This window comes from Niabella hirudinis (assembly GCF_051201075.1).
Classification (GTDB): Bacteria; Bacteroidota; Bacteroidia; order Chitinophagales; family Chitinophagaceae; genus Niabella; species Niabella hirudinis.
In genome coordinates, this window is the sequence record NZ_JBPEHJ010000005.1 from 170,254 (window position 1) to 188,971 (window position 18,718).

The following is an 18,718-nucleotide window of genomic DNA, read 5'->3' on the forward strand; positions in this document are numbered from 1 at the left end:
CGAAATTAAGAAAATATTACATACTGCGCCTGTATTGCCCGCCTACTTCATATAAAGCATGGGTTATCTGCCCCAAAGAGCAGCTCTTTACACAATCCATCAGCACCGCAAAAAGATTCCCCCCTGCAACTGCCGCTGCCTTCAGTTGTAACAGCGCATGAGCACTCTGCGCCTCGTTGCGTTTTTGAAAGTTGGTTAAATTTTCAATCTGCTGCTCTTTTTCCGGCTCTGTGCTCCGGATCACTTCACCCGGCAGAATGGTAGGGCTGCCCTGTTTATTTAAAAAGGTATTTACCCCGATAAGCGGCAGGCTGCCATCGTTTTTTTTCATTTCGTAATACAAGCTCTCCTCCTGTATCCTGTTGCGCTGGTACATACGTTCCATAGCGCCCAGCACACCACCCCGTTCGCTGATGCGGTCAAACTCCATCAACACCGCTTCCTCCACAAGATCCGTCAGCTCCTCCACTACAAAGCTGCCCTGTATAAAGTTTTCCGAACGGGCCGTTCCCAGCTCGCGGTTAATGATCAGCTGGATGGCCATGGCCCGCCGTACACTTTCTTCTGTTGGCGTGGTGATGGCCTCATCATAGGCATTTGTATGAAGCGAGTTACAATTATCATAAATAGCATACAAAGCCTGTAAGGTGGTGCGGATATCATTAAAATCAATCTCCTGCGCGTGCAGGCTGCGCCCCGATGTTTGTATATGGTATTTCAGTTTCTGCGAGCGTTCATTTCCCCTATAGATATTTTTGATTGCCTTAGCCCAAATGCGGCGTGCTACCCGGCCAATCACGCTGTACTCGGGATCCATCCCATTGCTGAAAAAGAAGGACAGGTTAGGGGCAAAATCATCAACCTGCATTCCCCGGCTCAGGTAATATTCTACGTAAGTAAATCCGTTGGCCAGCGTAAATGCCAGCTGCGTTACCGGGTTAGCCCCTGCTTCGGCTATATGATAGCCGCTGATGCTAACACTGTAAAAGTTTCTCACGTTATGATCAATAAAATACTCCTGCACATCGCCCATCAGCTTTAGTGCAAACTCCGTAGAAAAGATGCAGGTGTTCTGCGCCTGGTCTTCCTTTAGTATATCTGCCTGTACCGTACCTCTTACCCTGGCCAAAGCATCGGCCCTGATAGCCGCGTATTCCTGATCACCCAGCACCTCGCTGCCACTGATACCCAGGAGCCGCAGCCCCAGTCCGTTGTGGCCTTCCGGCAATGCTTGCGGAGCCAGCGGGTTATAATATTGCGGAACCACCCCTCCCTTAAATTTTTTCCGGTACGCTGCGTCTGCCTTATCCCATAGCTGATGTTCTTCAAGATATTTTTCACATTGCTGGTCAATAGCCGCATTCAGGAAAAACGCCAGCAGTACCGGTGCGGGCCCGTTAATGGTCATCGAAACCGAAGTAGCAGGATCGCAGAGATCAAAACCACTGTACAGTTTTTTTGCGTCATCTACGGTTGCTACGCTCACCCCGCTATTGCCGATTTTCCCATAGATATCCGGCCGGTGCCCCGGATCCTCACCATAAAGCGTAACACTGTCAAACGCGGTACTCAGCCGTTTGGCCGGAGCATCAAGGCTTAAATAATGAAACCGTTTGTTGGTGCGCTCGGGGCAGCCTTCTCCTGCAAACATCCGGGTAGGATCTTCCCCCTCCCGCTTCAGATCAAATACCCCTGCTGTGTAAGGAAACCTTCCGGGTACGTTTTCCTGTAATTGCCATTTCAGCAGATCACCCCAATCTTTATATTGCGGCAATGCGATCTTCCGGATGGTTGTTCCGCTCAATGAGGTTACCGTAAGCGGTAACCGGATCGTACGCTTGCGAACAGCAAACTCAAAAAAATCTTTCTCATATTTCTTTTTTAGCTCCGGCCATTGATCCACCAGCTGCCGGCACTCCGGATCCAATTGCGCCTGCAAAGACTGATAAACTTCTTCCAATGCCTCTTTGATAGATGACTTTTGTAGCATTTGATTTATTTTCCGGTATCCAATTTTTTATAAAACACTTTTAAATGAAAGTTGGAGGTCTTTTTTCTTTTATGCTGTCTTAAATACAAATCTGTACTTAACTGGTGTTGCAGCAAGGCCCGGCTCCAGTTGTGCTCCACTGTTTTTTGAATATACCATAAACGCTCCTGCGCATTGCTAATTTTGTCGATCAAATAGGTATGATGCCCCCAGGGAATGCTTATCAGCAAAGGATTTGAAAGAAAATAATTTATACCGTTAAATTGCGCAACAGGCTGTTGCGTAATTAGCAGATCGGGGTATATAGCAGCAAATTGTTTCATGTAAAGCAGGTTCCTTACAGAAAAGCCCCGCATATCCGGGAAGCCCGACTGAAGATCAGCCGACAATTGATCGATCACTTTTGCCCCCCAATCATCCCCATCAATTTTCTCAATAATTTGCCGGCCAAGAAACCAGTACAGCAACAGCATATTCTTGTTTACGGTAAGCGCAGTCTGCAACCGGCTTTGCGCTATCTCTTCTTTTAAAGTGCCCAGCCATTTTTTGTAGGGTCTTGTAATTGCTTTCATAGATGTTATTTTTTAGGTTATTCATACAGTTTGATTACGCCATTTAACTGGTACAGCTTCGTGGCTATTTCTGCCTGCTCTTTTACGTAATGATTGTAGTTACGGATCGATTCTGAAATATCAGACAGGTAACGAACCCTTTTCCCCGGGATAATCGATCGCTCCAGTGGCGCTGTGTCCCGAAAGGATACCGTTTCATCAAACGTTGTCTTGCATTTTTTATTCAGCGTCCTTATCATCTGCAAAAACAAGCTGTTCACCCCCGGGTCATTAAACCTGGCGGCAATGGTGCCGGTAACCGGCAGGTCTTCATCATTTACCGTCCATAACTGGTGATTTCTTTTGTATTGCTTTTTTACTTCCATCAGTGCATCTGCAGCTCCCCCCTTATCAAACTTATTGATACAGATCAGATCTGCATAATCCAGCATATTGATCTTTTCCAGCTGGGAGGCCGCACCATATTCGGGCGTCATCACATACATGCTTACATCTACATAGTCCACAATAGAAGCATCGCTTTGCCCAACGCCCGCACTTTCTAAAATGATCAAATCAAAAGCGGCGGCCTTACAAACATCCAGTGCTTTTTGAACAGCGCCGCTTAATGCCACATGATCATCGCGTGTGGCCATGGAGCGCATATAGGCTCTTGGGTGCGCAATGGCATTCATCCGGATCCGGTCGCCCAGCAGGGCACCCCCGGTTTTCTTCCGGGAGGGATCAACCGAAATAACCGCGATTGTTTTCCCGGGATATCCATTTAAAAAACGGCGCGCCAGTTCATCAGTTACCGATGATTTGCCCGCGCCGCCGGTGCCGGTGATACCAACAACCGGTGTGTTTACAGCTGTAGTACCGGCTGCCAGCGGCCCGTTTTGGATGGCACCTGCCTCTGCAAGTGTAATGGCCCGTGCTATGGATCGGATCTCTTTTTCTTCACCCAGGGGCGGCGCTCCTTTCCAGTAAACCGGGGCCTTATCAAAAGCTGCAATAGATGTTTCTGAAGACGCTATCCGGATCAGGTCGTCAATCATCCCCTCCAATCCCAGTTTCCGGCCATCATCCGGACTGTAGATCTTTGCAATCCCATAAGCATGCAGCGCCTCTATTTCCTTTGGCAGGATGGTACCGCCCCCACCGCCAAAAATTTTTATATGGCCGCATCCCGCTTCTTCCAGCAGGTCCTTCATATACCTGAAAAATTCAATGTGCCCCCCCTGGTAGCTGGTAATGGCAATGGCATGCACATCCTCTTCAATGGCACACTCTACAATTTCCTGTACACCCCGGTTATGTCCCAGATGGATGATCTCTACACCTTTCGATTGTAAGATCCTCCGCATGATATTGATGGCAGCATCATGCCCGTCAAACAGCGATGCGGCCGTCACCATACGTAATGTATTCTTTTTCATTTTTTACCGAACAATTGTTAGCAAATGTACGATTTCAGAGAGATGGTTTCACGTTTCATGTTTAAAGTTTCACGTTGGTGTCTGGGTTCTGTTTTCATACCTGATGTCGGGTTTCCGCGATGCACTTTAATTGGTTGAAGATTGTTGAATACCGGGATCCGGTTTTTTCATTGTTCATTTTTGATTTTTCATTGCCTCTTCACCATTGCCTGTTGACCACTTTACAGATTGAAAACCCCTATCGGAGTAAAGAATATGGAGTTGTTGTAACGGATCGCCATTTTCAAATTTTCAAATCTTCACATTCTCACATTCTCCAATTTTCAAATCAGATTCCCTGTAATTTTGTCCCAATGAATCAACGGGAACTTTTTTTACAACATGTGGGGCAAACCTCTGCCGCTCCGCTGGCACTTGAAATTGCCAGGGCCAGGGGCTGCAGCCTTTTTGATGAAAAGGGCAAAGAGTATATTGACCTTATTGGAGGCATCAGCGTTGCCAACACAGGGCACGGGCATCCGGCGGTAATTGATGCTATCAAAAAGCAATTAGACAATTATCTTCATGTAATGGTTTATGGAGAAGTAGTCCAAAGTCCCCAGGTGCGGTATGCAAAGCTCCTTGCCGATCATTTGCCGGAAACGCTCAACTCCGTATACTTTACCAACTCCGGTGCCGAGGCCGTTGAAGGCGCCATGAAACTGGCCAAAAGATATACCGGCCGTACCCGTATCATCGCTGCCAAAAACTCGTACCACGGTTCTACCCAGGGGGCATTGAGTGTGCTGGGCGATGAATACTGGCGCAACGCGTTCCGGCCCCTGCTGCCCGGTATTCTTCATATTGATTACAACAAATATGACTGGCTGGATCAAATCGATACCTCAACCGCCTGCGTGCTTCTTGAAACCATACAGGCCGAAGGTGGCATTCTTGCCCCCGACAAATCCTGGCTGCAGGCAGTACGGCAGCGGTGTACAGAAACCGGCGCCCTGCTGATCCTGGATGAAATACAGGCCGGTTTTGGCCGTACGGGAAAACTATGGGGTTTCGAGCATTTTGATGTGGTCCCCGATGTGTTATTACTGGGCAAAGCGCTGGGCGGCGGTATGCCACTGGGCGCCTTTATCAGCGATCGCAGGATCATGATGTCGCTAACAGAAAACCCGGTACTGGGACATATTACTACCTTTGGCGGACATCCTGTTTGCTGCGCGGCAGGTTATGCGGCGCTGAAAGTATTACTGAATGAGGGCCTGATACAGGCAGTTGCCCAAAAAGAACAAATCTTCCGTTCGCTGCTCCATCACCCGGCAATAAAAGAGGTGCGCTCTTTTGGATTGTGGATGGCCGTGGAATTTGATTCCTTCGAAACCAATAAAATGGTGATTGACCGGTTACTGGAGCATAATGGCACCGGTGTCTTTACCGACTGGTTCCTGTTTGCTCCGGCCTGCTTCCGGATTTGTCCGCCTTTAACCATAACAGAAGAAGCAATAAAAAAAGCATGTACCACCATTATGCATGTACTTAATCAATAAACAAGCCGGCAGGACCAGTCAGGTCTTACCAACATTATAAAAATTATGGAACAGGAAAAAATAAACGCAGCGTTGAAAGCCGTTTCATTTGTAAAAAGCGGACAGATAGTAGGACTGGGAACCGGCTCCACAGCCTATTTCGCTATTAAGGAAATGGGGCGCATGGTGCGTGAGGAAGGCCTGCAGATCAGGACCATTCCTACCTCCGAAGCTACCCGGCAACTGGCAAAAGAATGGCAGATTCCCCTTATCAACATCAATGATATTGACGCCATTGATATTACGATTGACGGAGCAGATGAATTCAACAACCAACTGCAGCTGATCAAGGGCGGAGGCGGCGCCTTACTGCGCGAAAAGATTGTAGCCTCTATTACGCAACAACAGGTCATCATCGCAGATGCATCCAAACAGGTGGAAAAGCTGGGAGCATTTGCCGTGCCGGTCGAAATTATCCCCTTTGCAATGCGCGCGGTTGTACAAAAACTGAACACATTGGGCGGCAAAGGAACCCTCCGGCATAAAAATGGGAAACCGTTTGTTACGGACCAGGGCAATTATATCCTGGACACCCGCTTTGGCCTGATCAACGATCCCGCGGCATTAGCAAAGGAGCTGGATCATATCACCGGCATTGTAGAACACGGATTGTTTATTGGCCTGGCCGATTGTATTATTATTGGAAAGGGAACCGGGACAGAGATCATTACGGCGGAGGGTGAAGTTTGATGTTTGATGTTTGACGTTGGACCGGGTTTCATACTTGATCTCCTGTGTTTAGTTTCAGGTTCAACGTTAGTGTCTTTTGCGTGCCTGATGCGCGATCTCCGCAATGCGTTTCAATTCCTCCCTTCTCGCTACTTGCCATTTCCTATTTTCCGGAAGAAAGATCATCGAGCCGTAACGACATCTCCATTTCCACATCTTCAAATTCTCAAATTTTCAAATGCTCCCGTCACAGGTTTAGCCGGATGCTTCCAAAAACCCCAAACTTCTCGGTGGAACTGCGGAGCGCATCCTTTGGCAGCAACCGCCAGATAAAATCCACGCGAAGAAAATGCAGGATATTATCGATGCCCGTTCCCACTTCAAGATAAGTTTTGCCATCCAGCGACTGAAAGGTATGGCCCTCTTTAAAGTTCAGTGTTTTATTGGCATCCGACAGGGAGCCCCAAAGCGCTTTAACTGTGTAAAACTGCCGGAACTTCAGCGCGGGTATCGCTTTAAAAATACCGTTGCCGATATTATGCTCAAAATTGATCCCCAGGAACTGGTCATGAATAAACTCATACCGGTTCATCATATTAAAAGCATATTTATTATAATAATACATTTCATTGCCCGGCGCCACATTCAGGAATGTATACGGCAATGTGCCAAAGGTTTTACCCCCATAGGCCTGGTAGGTAATGATACCGAACGGAGGTGTTTTAATATTATCCGATACACTTCCCTGAACCTTTGTATAATTATACCGGCCGCCCAGCAATCCGGCAATTCCCCTGGAAAGGGTGGCCTCCACAATCGGATAGGGGCTTCCCAGACTGGTCCTGTAAAAATGTGATTCAATAAATTTTTCCTGAAAGGCATAGCGCAGCCGCAATGAAATTTCCGTGGCCTTTAACGGGTTGCTGCCGGTACCAAAGGAGTCGGCCGGCACCAGGTTTTTCAAAGGCGTATAGGTTCGTGAATTGAGCCCAACCAGGGTGGAAAAGCCGCCGCGGGTTTCGTTAAAAAATTCAAATTGCCATTTTTCCAGCCTGATAAATTTCAGCGGAATATTTGGCTTCCGTATTGCAAAAGCAAAAATATTGTCGGAGGTAATTTCGCCAAAATACACCTGCCCAAAATCAAGATCTTTTTTGTAATCAAAGTACCAATACTGCCGGGGGTCTTTTTTGGGCAGGTAAAACAGCTCCCCTTCCCCCTTAAGCTTTTTATCGCCAAAACCATAAGCAAGATAGGTATGCCAGCGAAATTTCTTATTAAAATGTTTATTACTGGCAATATCAAAACGCGTCCGGAACCCTTCCCAGGAGTTGCCGGTAAACCAGTTGTAGGCCGAGCCCAATTCAACATTGCCGATATTGATATAGCCTGTTGCCAGAAAGCCCACCTGCCGGGTTATTTTTTGGAAGGGCGCTGCATTTACAATGGTATCCATCATCCGGATGATCCCCATTTCTGTAGCGGTAAGCCCCTCGTGCCGGGCACTGTCCCAATACAGCCGGCCTTTTTGCCCGGAGCCGGCTTTTACAATAATGGCCTCCTGTGTCTTATTGAGCTGCAATTGGTTGCTTACCGCGGTATCATTTACCAGCACATGCTGGTAGGTACTGGTTTTACGGCCAATGACCCCCGGCACCCGGTTGTTGAAGGGAGAAAAATCGACCACCAGCTTATCCTTGGATATAAACCAGACGCTGTCGTTGATCTTCCTGTATTCCTGTATCAGGCTGAGCCGGTCCAGGAAATTGATGTCCGCTTTTTTATCTAACCGCAGGTTCATCTTCTGAACGGCAAAGCTGCCGCCTTCTACCCAGCAATCACCTTCAAAGGTATTCATCCCCTGGCGCCGTGGTATAAATACAAGATGATAGTACTTAACTCCGCCAATACGCTGCGTATCACTCAGGTTGTATTTATAATAAAAATCGCCGTTATTGCTGATGGGACTGATGAATTCCTTATTAAAAACATTGATGAAATCGTTATAAATATTGATGACCTGATCCATACCGCCCAGGAATTTCACCATACTTTCATTCTTGATCCCATTTGTATTAACACCCTTTATTTCTTCCCGCCGGCGCAGGGGCTTTTTTTGAAAATAATAGTCGGAAATCGACTCCGTCAAATAAGTGGGCAACACTTTTACGCCTTCGGAGCTATCCAGGTTTTTGCTGATCAGCTCGTTCATGGGTTTAAAGGGTTTGATGTTGGCTATTTTCTGAATGCTTTTAATGTTTTTGAGGTCCATCTCCAGCTTATTATACAGCTCGTAATAGAAATTATCAAACCTCCGGAAACGGTCATTCTCCGGCTTGTGCTTTACGATATTCTTCCAGAGCCATAGCCCCATATCTACCTTTGCCCTCACTACCACACCATCATCATAGGTTTTGGGTTCCAGGTAAACAACTGCTGCCTTTTTTAACGAACTTACCGGAACCATCTGGTTTTCATAGCCTACATTGGATACTTCCAGCGTATCGGAGGGCCATTGATCCCCCGAAAAATGAAAATTCCCGGCGGAGTCGGCAATAAAACCGGTATTGGTATTTTTAAATTGAAAAGATACGAAGGGAACCGGTTCTTCGCTGTGCCGATCCCTTACCACCCCCGAAAAGCTGTTCTGCGCATACAACGGCCCCTGCAATAACAGGAACCAACACATTAAAACCCATCTTACCATGCCCATACCTTAAAACTTTCAGTTCTGTTCATCCGCATAATTTCCGTTAAATTCTTCGCCGTTCCTTGCTGCAACCTCATGGGTAAAAAATTTAATGTACGTTTGCTCGGTTGTAAAAGTAAATTAAAGATTGATTATGTTGCAGGTTCATCATTTTGTATTTAACCCTTTTCAGGAAAACACCTATATCCTTTACAATGAAACGGGGAAATGCCTGATCATAGACCCCGGGTTTTCCAACGAAACGGAGCGGGATGCTTTCACCCGGTTTATTGACGAAAAAAAACTCAACCCGGTTTACCTGCTGAATACCCATTGTCATATTGACCATATCCTGGGCAACCAGTTTGTTTATAATACCTGGGGGCTGCCGCTGCATATTCATCAGGGCGAGCAGGTAGTTTTACAATCAGGCCCCCGGGTGGCCGAAATGTATGGGTTTCCCCTGGAGCCCTATACCGGGCCGCTGGTTTTCCTGGATGTTACCAACACCATTTCCCTGGGCGGTGATGTGCTTACCCTTCTTTTTACGCCGGGGCATTCGCCGGCCAGTCTGTCGTTCTATAATAAAGAAAACGGCATCCTCATCAGCGGAGACACCCTTTTTAGCGGAAGCATCGGGCGTACCGATCTGCCGGGAGGCGATTTTGATACATTGGAGCGCTCCATCCGGACCCAATTATACACCCTGCCGGATGATACCAGGGTCTATTCGGGCCACGGACCGGGCACCAGTATCGGGTATGAACGAAAACATAACCCGTTTGTGAATGAGGGGTAACTTTTTTGTTTCAGGTTTCAGCCCGCCCGGACGGACCGGGTTTAAAGTTTCAGGTTTAAAGTTTCAGGTTGAGTTTCATTTCTGCCTGGTGTGAGATACTCAATTCCCGGATCTTATGATCTTCTACAGAAATGCGATTATCGAACAGAAACGGAATTTTCATTTTCACATTCTCACATTCTCAAATCTTCAAATTCTAATACCTGCGGATCTGCTCTTTCAATAATTTACGGGCAAAGTGGATCCTGCTTTTGATGGTGCCGAGGGGCTCCTGCAGGTATTCGGCTATTTCCTGGTATTTATAGCCTTCAAAATAGAGACGGAAAGGGATTTTAAACGTTTCGGGCAGCTCCTCAATGGCCGCATTGATCTCTTTTTCCCTTAAAGAGCTCTCTGCCGTATTGACCACGGAAACCTGGCTCATATTGATGAGGTAATCTTCCGGCGTACTGTCAAGAATGGTTTTGCGTTTTACATTTCTACGGTAATCATTAATAAAGATATTCCGCATAATGGTAAACAGCCAGGCCTTGATATTGGTGCCGGAATGATACTTTTCCGAATTGGCCAACGCTTTATACAGGGTCTCCTGGTAAAGGTCATTGGCTGATTCTGAGTTCTTTGTAAGATTAACAGCAAAGGGTTTCAGGAAATCCGCATTGCCCACCAGCAGTTCATTAAATTCTTTATTTGCCATAACCCGCCTTTTTTGAAATTTATCTAAATTAAAGCTTTACCTGATAAGCGCAAAGCCACTTACCGAATATTACAAAAAGTTTACCGTTTGATGGTAACTGACATTTTGCCGGGTTGGGGGGAAGGTTCCAGGTTTAAGGTTCAAAGTTCCACGTTAGATCCTGGTTTTGTACTTGATGATCAACTTATAACTGAAAACTGATGGCTGACAGCTGAAAACCGCCACCAGCTAAAGATCGCTATTCAATATACGGCCGCTCGTAAGCAACTCCTGCAGTTTTTCGGGGACCTCCAGTGTTTGTAACCGGGCCATGTGTCCTTCATGATGCAGATCGGTTCCTACAAAAGAATAAAAATCCTCCTCTAGCAGGTATTGCGCAATCTCCTGTACGCGGGTACCGTAGCCGCCTGTTACCGAAAGCAGGTTCAGCTGAAACAGTACCCCGTTTTCTTTTATTTCATGAAAAAGGTCCCATTTTTTATACCAGTAGGCATAACGCTCGGGGTGCGCCAACACGGGACGGTAGCCCGCCATCTGCATTTCGAACAGGATATTCTTCATAGACATCGACTGGTGCATGGTAGAAAACTCCGTCAGCACAAGGTCATCTTTCAGGGTAAGCAGCCGCTCTTTTTTCCGCAGCAGGTCCATTACGTGGTCGTCGAGGAAATATTCCGCCGCCGCCGCCATTTCCATATCCACCCGGTATTCCGCTAATGCCTTCCGGAGCGCATCCAGCTGATACCGGATCGTATCCGGTGTATTCTTATACAGGTCCCATAGTATATGCGGGGTGGTGATGAGTTTTGTGTAACCCAGTTCTTTAAACTGCCGGATCAGGGCAATGGAGGTTTCCAGGTTGGGGGAGCCGTCATCGATCCCCGGGAGCAGGTGCGAATGCATATCTGTTCCCACTAACGTGTAATCCATTTTTAGCTTCCTGTTTTTCCTGGAGAAAAGACCGAACATATATTACTTAAGAAAATTGCCAGCAAAGATATACTTCGCCCCGATAAATCGGGGGTAAATCAGCGGGCTTTTTATAGTCAACCAATGCATTTTTTATCCCCGCTATATCGGGGCCCGGTATAAATATTATACGCGGCTCTCACGCAGGGCCGCCTCCCGCAGGGGGTCTGTAAAGGCTGGTACCGCCCGTTTTTTATCGTTGAGCAGCGAATAATACAGATTCCTGAAGTCGGAAGCCACGCGTTTTATACCAAACCGTTCTGCAACAAAACCAGCGCCTTTTGCCCCCATGCCGGCTCTTAATGTATTGTCCTCTATCAGCGACAGCAACCGGCTAAAAAGTGCCTGTTTGTCGTTTATATCCGCTAAAAAAGCTGTTTCATTTTCTATTACGGTATCTTTTACGCCTCCAACATTTGTGGAAACCACCGGCTTTCCCGCCGCCTGCGCTTCAATCAGGCTTACGGGCGTACCTTCATTAAAGGAAGTGAGGCATACAATATCAAGGCCGGCATTCACAGCATCCATATCTGACCTCCAGGAAGTAAAAATCAGCGGGCGATCCTGGCGGACTTCCCCGCTCCGGCAATAAGGAATATGAAGCGCTGTGGCTTTGGCCTGGATATGCGGGCAGGAAGTTCCATCCCCGACAATAAAGGCTTTTACTTTTTTTGTGGTGTTTTTCAGCACATAGGCCAATGCTTCGAGGAAGAGGTCGTGATTTTTTACCGGCACCAGCCGCCCCGTAATGCCGATCGCTATTTCATCATCGGCTAACCCAAACTCGGCACGAAAGGATTTTCTTTTTTCCTCCTGGTTTTCCATAAACGAATCCAGCTCAAAACCAAGGGGAACCACACGGAATTTATTTTCGCCGGCTACCCGGTACTGACCGGATAGCTCCATCTTTTGTTCCGGGCTGATGGCGATCAATGCCGTACTCTTTTTTGCGAGGTAGCGTTCAATATTTAAAAAAACCTGTGTCTTAGTTTTGTTGAAGTAGGAATGAAATACATGACCATGATAGGTATGCAAAATAACCGGCACTTTCATGTGATGCGCAGCCAACCGGCCAACGGCGCCTGGCTTTGCCGCATGGGTATGCACAATATCCGGCTTAAACCGTTTGATGATCTCCGTGATCTTATGATAGGCCTTATAATCCTTCAGCGGGTGCAGGGAACGTCCCATTTCCGGAACCAGGAGCGGTTGAATGCCCATTCTTTCCGCCATAAAACCGGCATCCTGCTCATGGTATTCCTTTTCACCCACCACCAGCAGGGTCTCAAAATCAGGCTCCAGGAATTTGGTGAGATTCAGTACATATTGAAGCGGTCCTCCAACAATAAGGCGATTATGAATTTGCAGTACTTTTGGCATTTTTTCAAAAATTTACGCCGGCACAGGATTAAACATCATAGTTTATAAATAAAAACAGCCCCGTTGTTTCATTCTCTTTCAGAACAAACAGGGCTTGGTGCACAAGGTAAGAAAGTTTTATGAAAAGATGATGAAAAATTACTAAAGCGGTGGCGTAACTTTTTTTGTAATCCTTTTTTACCGGGGCTGTCATCCCGGGCCTGACCCGGGATCTATTCTTTTTTCAGCATCTATTGACGAACAATCATCTTTAGATGCCGAAACAATCCCTATCGCATGCGCGTCAGGTTAGGAAGCCGTCAATTACCATAAAATGCGGCACGAGTACGCCTTTCAGATCAAAAAGATCGCATCATTTAATGGCAAACAGGCGCAGCGCGCCGTTGACCCTTATAACGATGAACGCCCAAAACCTCCCGTAGCCGCAGCGCGGCGGCAATTTCCTGTGCACGGCTTGTACAAACCGCAATGATTACCGGTGCGCTGCACCTTTATTACCCGTATGGTCGTTTACTAACAGGATCAGCGCTGCGCTGCAGCTCCCGGGGCAAAAATTAACCTGACGCGTATGCGATCGCTATCGGGACGGCATGACAAAATAGCGATTTTTGATACAGCCTGAAAGGACGCAGCGAATACGCGTGCCCGCAACGATGGGTTACAATTAAATATCGTTGCGAACCTCGCGTATTCCTGGCGCACCTTGCGGTTAACGCCTGACTCTAAAAGAAGCTTGAAAGAATGGTGTGTACCCCCTTCAATTGTTACAATCTTTTCCGCTTCTGTCATGAACAACGGGAGCAAAAGCTGGAAAAGAAAATTATGACCCTGATCTTACTTAATCGGCAGGCCTATTTACTGCTTGCAAATTCCTTTGGCTGCCGGTACCATTCCGTTTCCGGAAGTTCTTTGAAATAGTCGTAGGTTTTTTTCAGCCCCTCTTCTCTTGAAACAACCGGGGACCAGTCCAGCAGCTTTTTTGCCAGGGTAATATCCGGTTGCCGCTGTTTGGGATCGTCCACAGGCAGCGGCCTGTTCACGATCTTTACTTTATTACCCGTTAATGCCAATACTTCTTCGGCAAAGCTCCGCAACGAAACCTCGTTGGGGTTCCCGATGTTTACCGGGCCGGTATAGTTACTCAGCAACAGCCGGTAAATACCCTCTACCAGGTCCGATACATAGCAAAAACTGCGTGTTTGCGTGCCTTCACCAAATACGGTAATATCTTCTCCCCTTAAAGCCTGCCCTATAAATGCCGGCAGGGCCCGGCCATCATTGAGGCGCATGCGCGGACCATAGGTATTAAAGATGCGAACGATCCGCGTATCTACCTTATGAAAAGTATGATACGCCATAGTAATGGACTCCATGTAGCGTTTGGCCTCATCATAAACCCCGCGGGGGCCTATCGGATTTACATTGCCCCAATAGGTTTCGGGTTGCGGGTGCACCAGCGGGTCTCCATATACTTCGCTGGTAGATGCCACCAGGATCCGCGCTTTTTTATCCTTTGCCAGTCCCAGGCAATTATGCGTGCCCATGGCCCCTACTTTCAGCGTCTGGATCGGAATTTTGAGGTAATCGATCGGGCTGGCCGGTGATGCAAAGTGCAGAATATAATCCAGAGCGCCCGGGATATGGATGTATTTGGTAATATCATGATGATAAAATTCAAAATCCGGGTTGGGAAATAAATGCTCCAGGTTTTTCAGGTCGCCGGTGATCAGGTTATCCATCCCGATTACCTGGTAGCCCTTTGATATAAACTGGTCGCAGAGATGAGAACCGAGGAAACCGGCTGCGCCGGTGATTAAAACACGTTGCTTCATATTCAAAATTATAAGAATAACAAAACTAAATCATTGGAAGGACTTTTAAGAGAATGCTTTATTTTTACCCTTTACTTAATACCGCCGCAGATGGTTCCCAATATAACGCTCCTGGATTACGCAATTCTTCCCTTTGTATTAGCGGCTATTTATGGCATTGCCATCCGTTTCCGCAATCGCAACTACCCCCCGGGGCACCCCTACAGGCCTTATTTTATAGTTGGATTGACCCTGAAAATTGCCGGGGCGCTATTTATCGGAATGGTATATGAATACTATTACCAGGGTGGGGATACAATGAATTATTTTCATGACGCGCGAATCATTAACAGCGCATTTGCAGATTCGCCAATTAAGTGGGTAAACCTTTTATGCCACACGGTAAATGAAAATGAAATTGGCTACTATAGCTACATTAGCCAGCTATATTGGTACCCGGATTCCTCTAGTTATAGCGTTGCTGCCCTGGCTGCCTTTTTGGGCCTTCCCCTGGGTACTACCTATCTGCCAATCGCCGTAATTTTTGCAACACTTTCTTTTACCGGGGTATGGGCCCTGTTCCGCACTTTTGTACGGGTTTACCCCGATCTTATAAAACCGGTAGGGGTTGCCCTTCTTTTTATTCCCAGCGTTATTGTATGGGGCTCGGGTATTTTTAAAGATACCATTTGTCTTTTTGGGCTGGGCTGGCTTACCTATGGCATATTCCAGATGCTGGTTCAAAAAAATTTCAAAGCCGGCAATATAGTCCTTACGCTTTTAAGCGTATGGCTAGTGGCGCGGATAAAAATCTATATTCTTGTGGCCTTTATGCCGGCCCTGCTGATATGGGTGCTTTCGCTCTATACCAGCCGGATGCAAAATGCAGCGGCAAGATTTCTTGTAAAATTCCTTGTCCTATCCCTTGCTATTGCCGGTTCCGCTTATGTAATGACGTCGTTGGGAGAAGACGTTTTGGGAAGATACTCGCTGAACAATATTGAACAAACGGCAAAGGATACCCGTGGCTGGATCAGGTATTCTTCAGGCGATGAAGGATCTGCTTATGACCTGGGCGAAATAAAAGGGATCGGGGACATGCTGCTGAAATTTCCGCTGGCGGTAAACGTAACTCTGTTCCGGCCCTATTTGTGGGAGTCCCGGAAGCTCATCATAGCAGCTTCCGCTTTGGAAGCATTTTTATTCCTGGCGCTTACCATTAAGATCATTGCTACTGTTGGTCTAAGAAAATGCTGGCACACAATTTCTACGGATCCAACGATCCAATTCTGCCTGATCTTTGCAATCGTCTTTGCATTTGCAGTGGGCATTTCTACGGGCAATTTTGGCTCACTTTCACGATACAAAATACCTTGCCTGCCTTTCTTTGCAATGAGCCTAATGATTATTTACTACAAAACCTATCCCCAACATAAGCCGCTTTTGAAAATTTTGAATATATGAGCAGGCGACTATTGAATTTCAACCAGGGATTCATAAATCGATGCATAAGAATTAAGCGCATTTTCCAAATCATAGTAGTTAATCACCGCAGGCCTGTTAATCCCTGGCTGACCGGCAGTATGCAGGTCCAAACAATATACTGCTGCCTTCCTGAATGCACTGTTTGAGAACTCATCAATCAAATACCCCCCATTCGTATTTTGCAAAATATTTCCGACATCACCAATGTCATTGCAAATTGCAGGAATATTCATTGCCAATACCTCTCCAAGCTTGGTTGGGGAACTTGCAATTTTTGAATAGGATGGTTTTATAAAACTGAGACTAATATCCGAAGCCTTCATTAATACAGGAACCGATCTTCTCTGAGCAAACCTAATAACAAAATCGCTCTTTGAAAGCCCAAATTCAAGAATTTTCTCTTCAATAATTGCGGGGTCAGATGGTGTAATAAATACAAACCTCGATTCAGGGAGATACTCTTTCAATACACCAAAGAACATAAACATCTCATCAATCAAATACCAGGTGCCCAGAGATCCCAAATAACTTACAACAAACACGTCATTCCCGATTTCGAGCATTTTCCTTGCCGTATTCCTTTCTGTATTGGTCACCGGGCTAAACAGAGATAAATCTGCCGAACAGGGTATTACTGAAATGGGGGTGTTTCGATAGGATTGCCATCGCTTCATCTCCAATTTTGCCGATTCTGTCAGGCTAACAATATGATCCGCATCTGCAATCATCTGTGATTCTTTTCCCTTCCAACGTCTATAGGCATACTTGTACAATTGCTTTTGAACATTCCACAATCCTCCATCAACACGCTCATCTACCCAAAAACTCCGCATATCAAACAGGAACCGAACTCCAAACTTTTTTTTCAATCTTCTCCCAATGAGTCCGGGCAAATAGCTTCTACTGTGAATAATATCGAATTTCTCTTTCTTATACAATTTCACTGCCATCGCCTCAAGATTATAAAGATCATAGTACTTGGCTATTATCCTGGGTTTGGAGTGAAAAAAAATGGGGACCCATCGAATATTGTTTTTTTTGCAAATCGCTTCAATATGATCTTTTAACTCATTGTATTTATCCCTCTTTTCACAACTGAGTATGGTAACCTGATGACCTATTTTACTAAGGCCGGTCATATATGGCAATATCTGTGACTGTCCAAGCGTATCCGTTAAACCATCATAAGAAATAAAAAGTGATTTTGCCATATTTATTTTCTGTTTATACTATTTACCGAAAGCAAGTTATTCCGGGACAGCAAAAGCAATCCTCCCCAAAAAATCAAGAAATACATATTTATATATACCATTTCGTATGTAGCGGTCAGAAAAGAAAACAAAACAGACAAAGGAATAAAAAGCAAATAATAGTTAAATTTAAACGAAAAGGTGGCCCTGTTGCTTACAATTAAAATTTGCTTACCATCCATATAGGTAACCGTCCGAAAAAAAACATAATGGACCAAAACTGCGGGCAATGACTGCTGCAGTTGCCCGGGCGTTATAAAAATGAACACAGGCGCGTAAAAACGTATAGTCGCCAGTGAAAAAAAACTAAACACACGCTTATACTCCTCCGACAATAAATTGTGAAGGGTATATATAGCAACAAGCGCCAAATAAAACAACCACCATTCTTGCCGGTATTGCATTCCCAAATAAAACGTTGCAACTAAAAAAGCAATAATCCGCGTTACAACCCATACGAACAGCACCGTATTAGAGGGTTTGTAATTACCCAATCGCTTCTTGGGAGCTTTTTCGAACTTTGTTGCAATTAAATCATTATAGATGTATCCGATCTCGTAAATTGAAATAAATGCCACATAAGCGCAGATAAAATCGGCAATTGCCTCCTGCAAAGTTCTTCCATAAAAAACCAATAGCAGAATGTTCAATAAATATTCTGCATAGAAATGAAATAAAACCGCCTGCAAGTTATTCAAACGGGTTCTTAAAAAATATCCAAATGGTAAGAAGTATATTAGTTTCCTCATTCGCTCTTTAATATCTTAATTATTTGAACTCCTTTCATTTTTGACCAAAAATTCTCGTCCTTTCCGGTATAACAAACAGCAATTTTTTTGCATGCACTATGCAATAAATTATAATCTGAATGATTGTCGGACATCGCCGTTTCTATCGAAACCATGCCATTGAAGAATTCATTAATTACCTCAGGCTTTCTTCCCGATATTTCACGTTGAATGCGCCCGGTATAAATCCCATTTTTACGCTCTAATTTAGTTGCAAAATAACAAAACGGTTTTAAGTCGCCGGCAATCACCTTTGCTACCGGATCAATGGTAGCTGAAGCCAGGACTAAATCATAATCATGGTTGTTTAATAGAATGCTATTGGTACTTTCGATCTTCCTTGCTGATAGATAATTATTATAGAACTTTTCAGCCCAATCCTGCACCTCATCCTCTGATCTATTCCGAAATAGCAAAATGGCAATTGGTTTTATCAGGTCTCTCTTAAAGAATTTATGAATACCAGCCAGGCACCAAAAAGCAGGCGACATTTTATGGGTACACATATAGTAAAGTAACCGTTGCTTTCTTTTAAAAAAGCCGTTCCTGATACAATAGTTGACAAAATCAAATGTTGTATTAGAGTCATACAGTGTATTGCAAATATCCGATACGATTATC

At 45.6% G+C, this 18,718-nt stretch carries 15 protein-coding genes; 5 read left to right on the forward strand and 10 right to left on the reverse strand.

All coding sequences use genetic code 11. The features are described from left to right. Nucleotides 1–16: 16 nt before the first annotated feature. The 3 genes from GGU45_RS11560 to GGU45_RS11570 are packed head-to-tail and all read right to left on the reverse strand — an operon-like array spanning nucleotide 17 to nucleotide 3,980. A complete protein-coding gene (locus tag GGU45_RS11560) occupies nucleotides 17–1,990 on the reverse strand; it encodes a methylmalonyl-CoA mutase family protein (protein ID WP_435224868.1) in 1,974 nt (657 codons plus the stop codon). Nucleotides 1,991–1,995: 5 nt separating this feature from the next. Then, nucleotides 1,996–2,562 (reverse strand): DUF1016 N-terminal domain-containing protein, encoded by a 567-nt coding sequence (locus GGU45_RS11565; protein WP_435224869.1) that lies wholly within the window; start codon nucleotides 2,560–2,562, stop codon nucleotides 1,996–1,998. Between the two features lie 17 nt (nucleotides 2,563–2,579). Then, a complete protein-coding gene (locus GGU45_RS11570) occupies nucleotides 2,580–3,980 on the reverse strand; it encodes a cobalamin-dependent protein (protein WP_435224871.1) in 1,401 nt (466 codons plus the stop codon). A 353-nt stretch (nucleotides 3,981–4,333) separates the two neighbouring features. Between GGU45_RS11570 and GGU45_RS11575 the strand changes: the two genes are divergently transcribed. After that, nucleotides 4,334–5,521: an aspartate aminotransferase family protein gene (locus tag GGU45_RS11575; RefSeq protein ID WP_435224873.1), complete on the forward strand. Its 1,188-nt coding sequence runs from the start codon at nucleotides 4,334–4,336 to the stop codon at nucleotides 5,519–5,521. Between the two features lie 45 nt (nucleotides 5,522–5,566). Further along, nucleotides 5,567–6,250 (forward strand): ribose-5-phosphate isomerase RpiA, encoded by a 684-nt coding sequence (gene rpiA, locus GGU45_RS11580; protein ID WP_435224874.1) that lies wholly within the window; start codon nucleotides 5,567–5,569, stop codon nucleotides 6,248–6,250. Nucleotides 6,251–6,476: 226 nt separating this feature from the next. Here the strand turns inward: rpiA and GGU45_RS11585 are convergent, their stop codons facing one another. Beyond that, on the reverse strand, nucleotides 6,477–8,918 hold the full coding sequence (locus GGU45_RS11585) for a DUF5686 family protein (RefSeq protein ID WP_435224876.1): 2,442 nt from the start codon (nucleotides 8,916–8,918) through the stop codon (nucleotides 6,477–6,479). 154 nt (nucleotides 8,919–9,072) lie between these two features. Here GGU45_RS11585 and GGU45_RS11590 point away from each other — a divergent pair, with 154 nt between their 5' ends. Then, nucleotides 9,073–9,717, forward strand: a complete 645-nt coding sequence (locus tag GGU45_RS11590) for an MBL fold metallo-hydrolase (protein WP_435224878.1) — start codon at nucleotides 9,073–9,075, stop codon at nucleotides 9,715–9,717. A 196-nt stretch (nucleotides 9,718–9,913) separates the two neighbouring features. Here GGU45_RS11590 and GGU45_RS11595 read toward each other — a convergent pair whose 3' ends face one another. The 3 genes from GGU45_RS11595 to GGU45_RS11605 all read right to left on the reverse strand — a co-directional run bounded on the left by GGU45_RS11595 (nucleotide 9,914) and on the right by GGU45_RS11605 (nucleotide 12,763). Further along, nucleotides 9,914–10,414: an RNA polymerase sigma factor gene (locus GGU45_RS11595; protein WP_435224880.1), complete on the reverse strand. Its 501-nt coding sequence runs from the start codon at nucleotides 10,412–10,414 to the stop codon at nucleotides 9,914–9,916. Nucleotides 10,415–10,642: 228 nt separating this feature from the next. Further along, entirely contained in the window at nucleotides 10,643–11,344 is a 702-nt protein-coding gene (locus tag GGU45_RS11600) for a tyrosine-protein phosphatase (RefSeq protein ID WP_435224881.1), read from the reverse strand. 165 nt (nucleotides 11,345–11,509) lie between these two features. Next, a complete protein-coding gene (locus tag GGU45_RS11605) occupies nucleotides 11,510–12,763 on the reverse strand; it encodes a glycosyltransferase (protein ID WP_435224883.1) in 1,254 nt (417 codons plus the stop codon). A 313-nt stretch (nucleotides 12,764–13,076) separates the two neighbouring features. On the opposite strand from GGU45_RS11605, the gene GGU45_RS11610 reads away from it, so the two are divergent. Further along, nucleotides 13,077–13,235 (forward strand): hypothetical protein, encoded by a 159-nt coding sequence (locus tag GGU45_RS11610; protein WP_435224885.1) that lies wholly within the window; start codon nucleotides 13,077–13,079, stop codon nucleotides 13,233–13,235. A gap of 379 nt (nucleotides 13,236–13,614) precedes the next feature. On the opposite strand, the gene GGU45_RS11615 is transcribed toward GGU45_RS11610, so the two are convergent. Then, nucleotides 13,615–14,595: a UDP-glucuronic acid decarboxylase family protein gene (locus tag GGU45_RS11615; RefSeq protein WP_435224887.1), complete on the reverse strand. Its 981-nt coding sequence runs from the start codon at nucleotides 14,593–14,595 to the stop codon at nucleotides 13,615–13,617. Nucleotides 14,596–14,685: 90 nt separating this feature from the next. Here GGU45_RS11615 and GGU45_RS11620 point away from each other — a divergent pair, with 90 nt between their 5' ends. After that, nucleotides 14,686–16,038 carry a hypothetical protein gene (locus tag GGU45_RS11620; RefSeq protein ID WP_435224889.1) on the forward strand — a complete coding sequence of 451 codons (1,353 nt, stop codon included), beginning with the start codon at nucleotides 14,686–14,688 and terminating at the stop codon, nucleotides 16,036–16,038. Nucleotides 16,039–16,046: 8 nt separating this feature from the next. Here GGU45_RS11620 and GGU45_RS11625 read toward each other — a convergent pair whose 3' ends face one another. Then, nucleotides 16,047–17,270 carry a glycosyltransferase gene (locus GGU45_RS11625; RefSeq protein WP_435224891.1) on the reverse strand — a complete coding sequence of 408 codons (1,224 nt, stop codon included), beginning with the start codon at nucleotides 17,268–17,270 and terminating at the stop codon, nucleotides 16,047–16,049. 784 nt (nucleotides 17,271–18,054) lie between these two features. Continuing rightward, nucleotides 18,055–18,588: an HAD family hydrolase gene (locus GGU45_RS11630; RefSeq protein WP_435224893.1), complete on the reverse strand. Its 534-nt coding sequence runs from the start codon at nucleotides 18,586–18,588 to the stop codon at nucleotides 18,055–18,057. Nucleotides 18,589–18,718 lie beyond the last annotated feature (130 nt).

What these genes read in the sequence shown, in the direction of transcription:
- GGU45_RS11575 (WP_435224873.1), top strand. Translation starts at nt 4,334, where the DNA reads ATGAATCAACGGGAACTTTTTTTACAACATGTGGGGCAAACCTCTGCC.
- GGU45_RS11610 (WP_435224885.1), top strand. Translation starts at nt 13,077, where the DNA reads ATGCGGCACGAGTACGCCTTTCAGATCAAAAAGATCGCATCATTTAAT.
- GGU45_RS11615 (WP_435224887.1), bottom strand. Translation starts at nt 14,595, where the DNA reads ATGAAGCAACGTGTTTTAATCACCGGCGCAGCCGGTTTCCTCGGTTCT.
- GGU45_RS11565 (WP_435224869.1), bottom strand. Translation starts at nt 2,562, where the DNA reads ATGAAAGCAATTACAAGACCCTACAAAAAATGGCTGGGCACTTTAAAA.
- GGU45_RS11630 (WP_435224893.1), bottom strand. Translation starts at nt 18,588, where the DNA reads ATGTCGCCTGCTTTTTGGTGCCTGGCTGGTATTCATAAATTCTTTAAG.
- GGU45_RS11600 (WP_435224881.1), bottom strand. Translation starts at nt 11,344, where the DNA reads ATGGATTACACGTTAGTGGGAACAGATATGCATTCGCACCTGCTCCCG.
- GGU45_RS11590 (WP_435224878.1), top strand. Translation starts at nt 9,073, where the DNA reads ATGTTGCAGGTTCATCATTTTGTATTTAACCCTTTTCAGGAAAACACC.
- GGU45_RS11620 (WP_435224889.1), top strand. Translation starts at nt 14,686, where the DNA reads ATGGTTCCCAATATAACGCTCCTGGATTACGCAATTCTTCCCTTTGTA.
- GGU45_RS11605 (WP_435224883.1), bottom strand. Translation starts at nt 12,763, where the DNA reads ATGCCAAAAGTACTGCAAATTCATAATCGCCTTATTGTTGGAGGACCG.
- rpiA (WP_435224874.1), top strand. Translation starts at nt 5,567, where the DNA reads ATGGAACAGGAAAAAATAAACGCAGCGTTGAAAGCCGTTTCATTTGTA.
- GGU45_RS11585 (WP_435224876.1), bottom strand. Translation starts at nt 8,918, where the DNA reads ATGTGTTGGTTCCTGTTATTGCAGGGGCCGTTGTATGCGCAGAACAGC.
- GGU45_RS11595 (WP_435224880.1), bottom strand. Translation starts at nt 10,414, where the DNA reads ATGGCAAATAAAGAATTTAATGAACTGCTGGTGGGCAATGCGGATTTC.
- GGU45_RS11560 (WP_435224868.1), bottom strand. Translation starts at nt 1,990, where the DNA reads ATGCTACAAAAGTCATCTATCAAAGAGGCATTGGAAGAAGTTTATCAG.
- GGU45_RS11625 (WP_435224891.1), bottom strand. Translation starts at nt 17,270, where the DNA reads ATGGCAAAATCACTTTTTATTTCTTATGATGGTTTAACGGATACGCTT.
- GGU45_RS11570 (WP_435224871.1), bottom strand. Translation starts at nt 3,980, where the DNA reads ATGAAAAAGAATACATTACGTATGGTGACGGCCGCATCGCTGTTTGAC.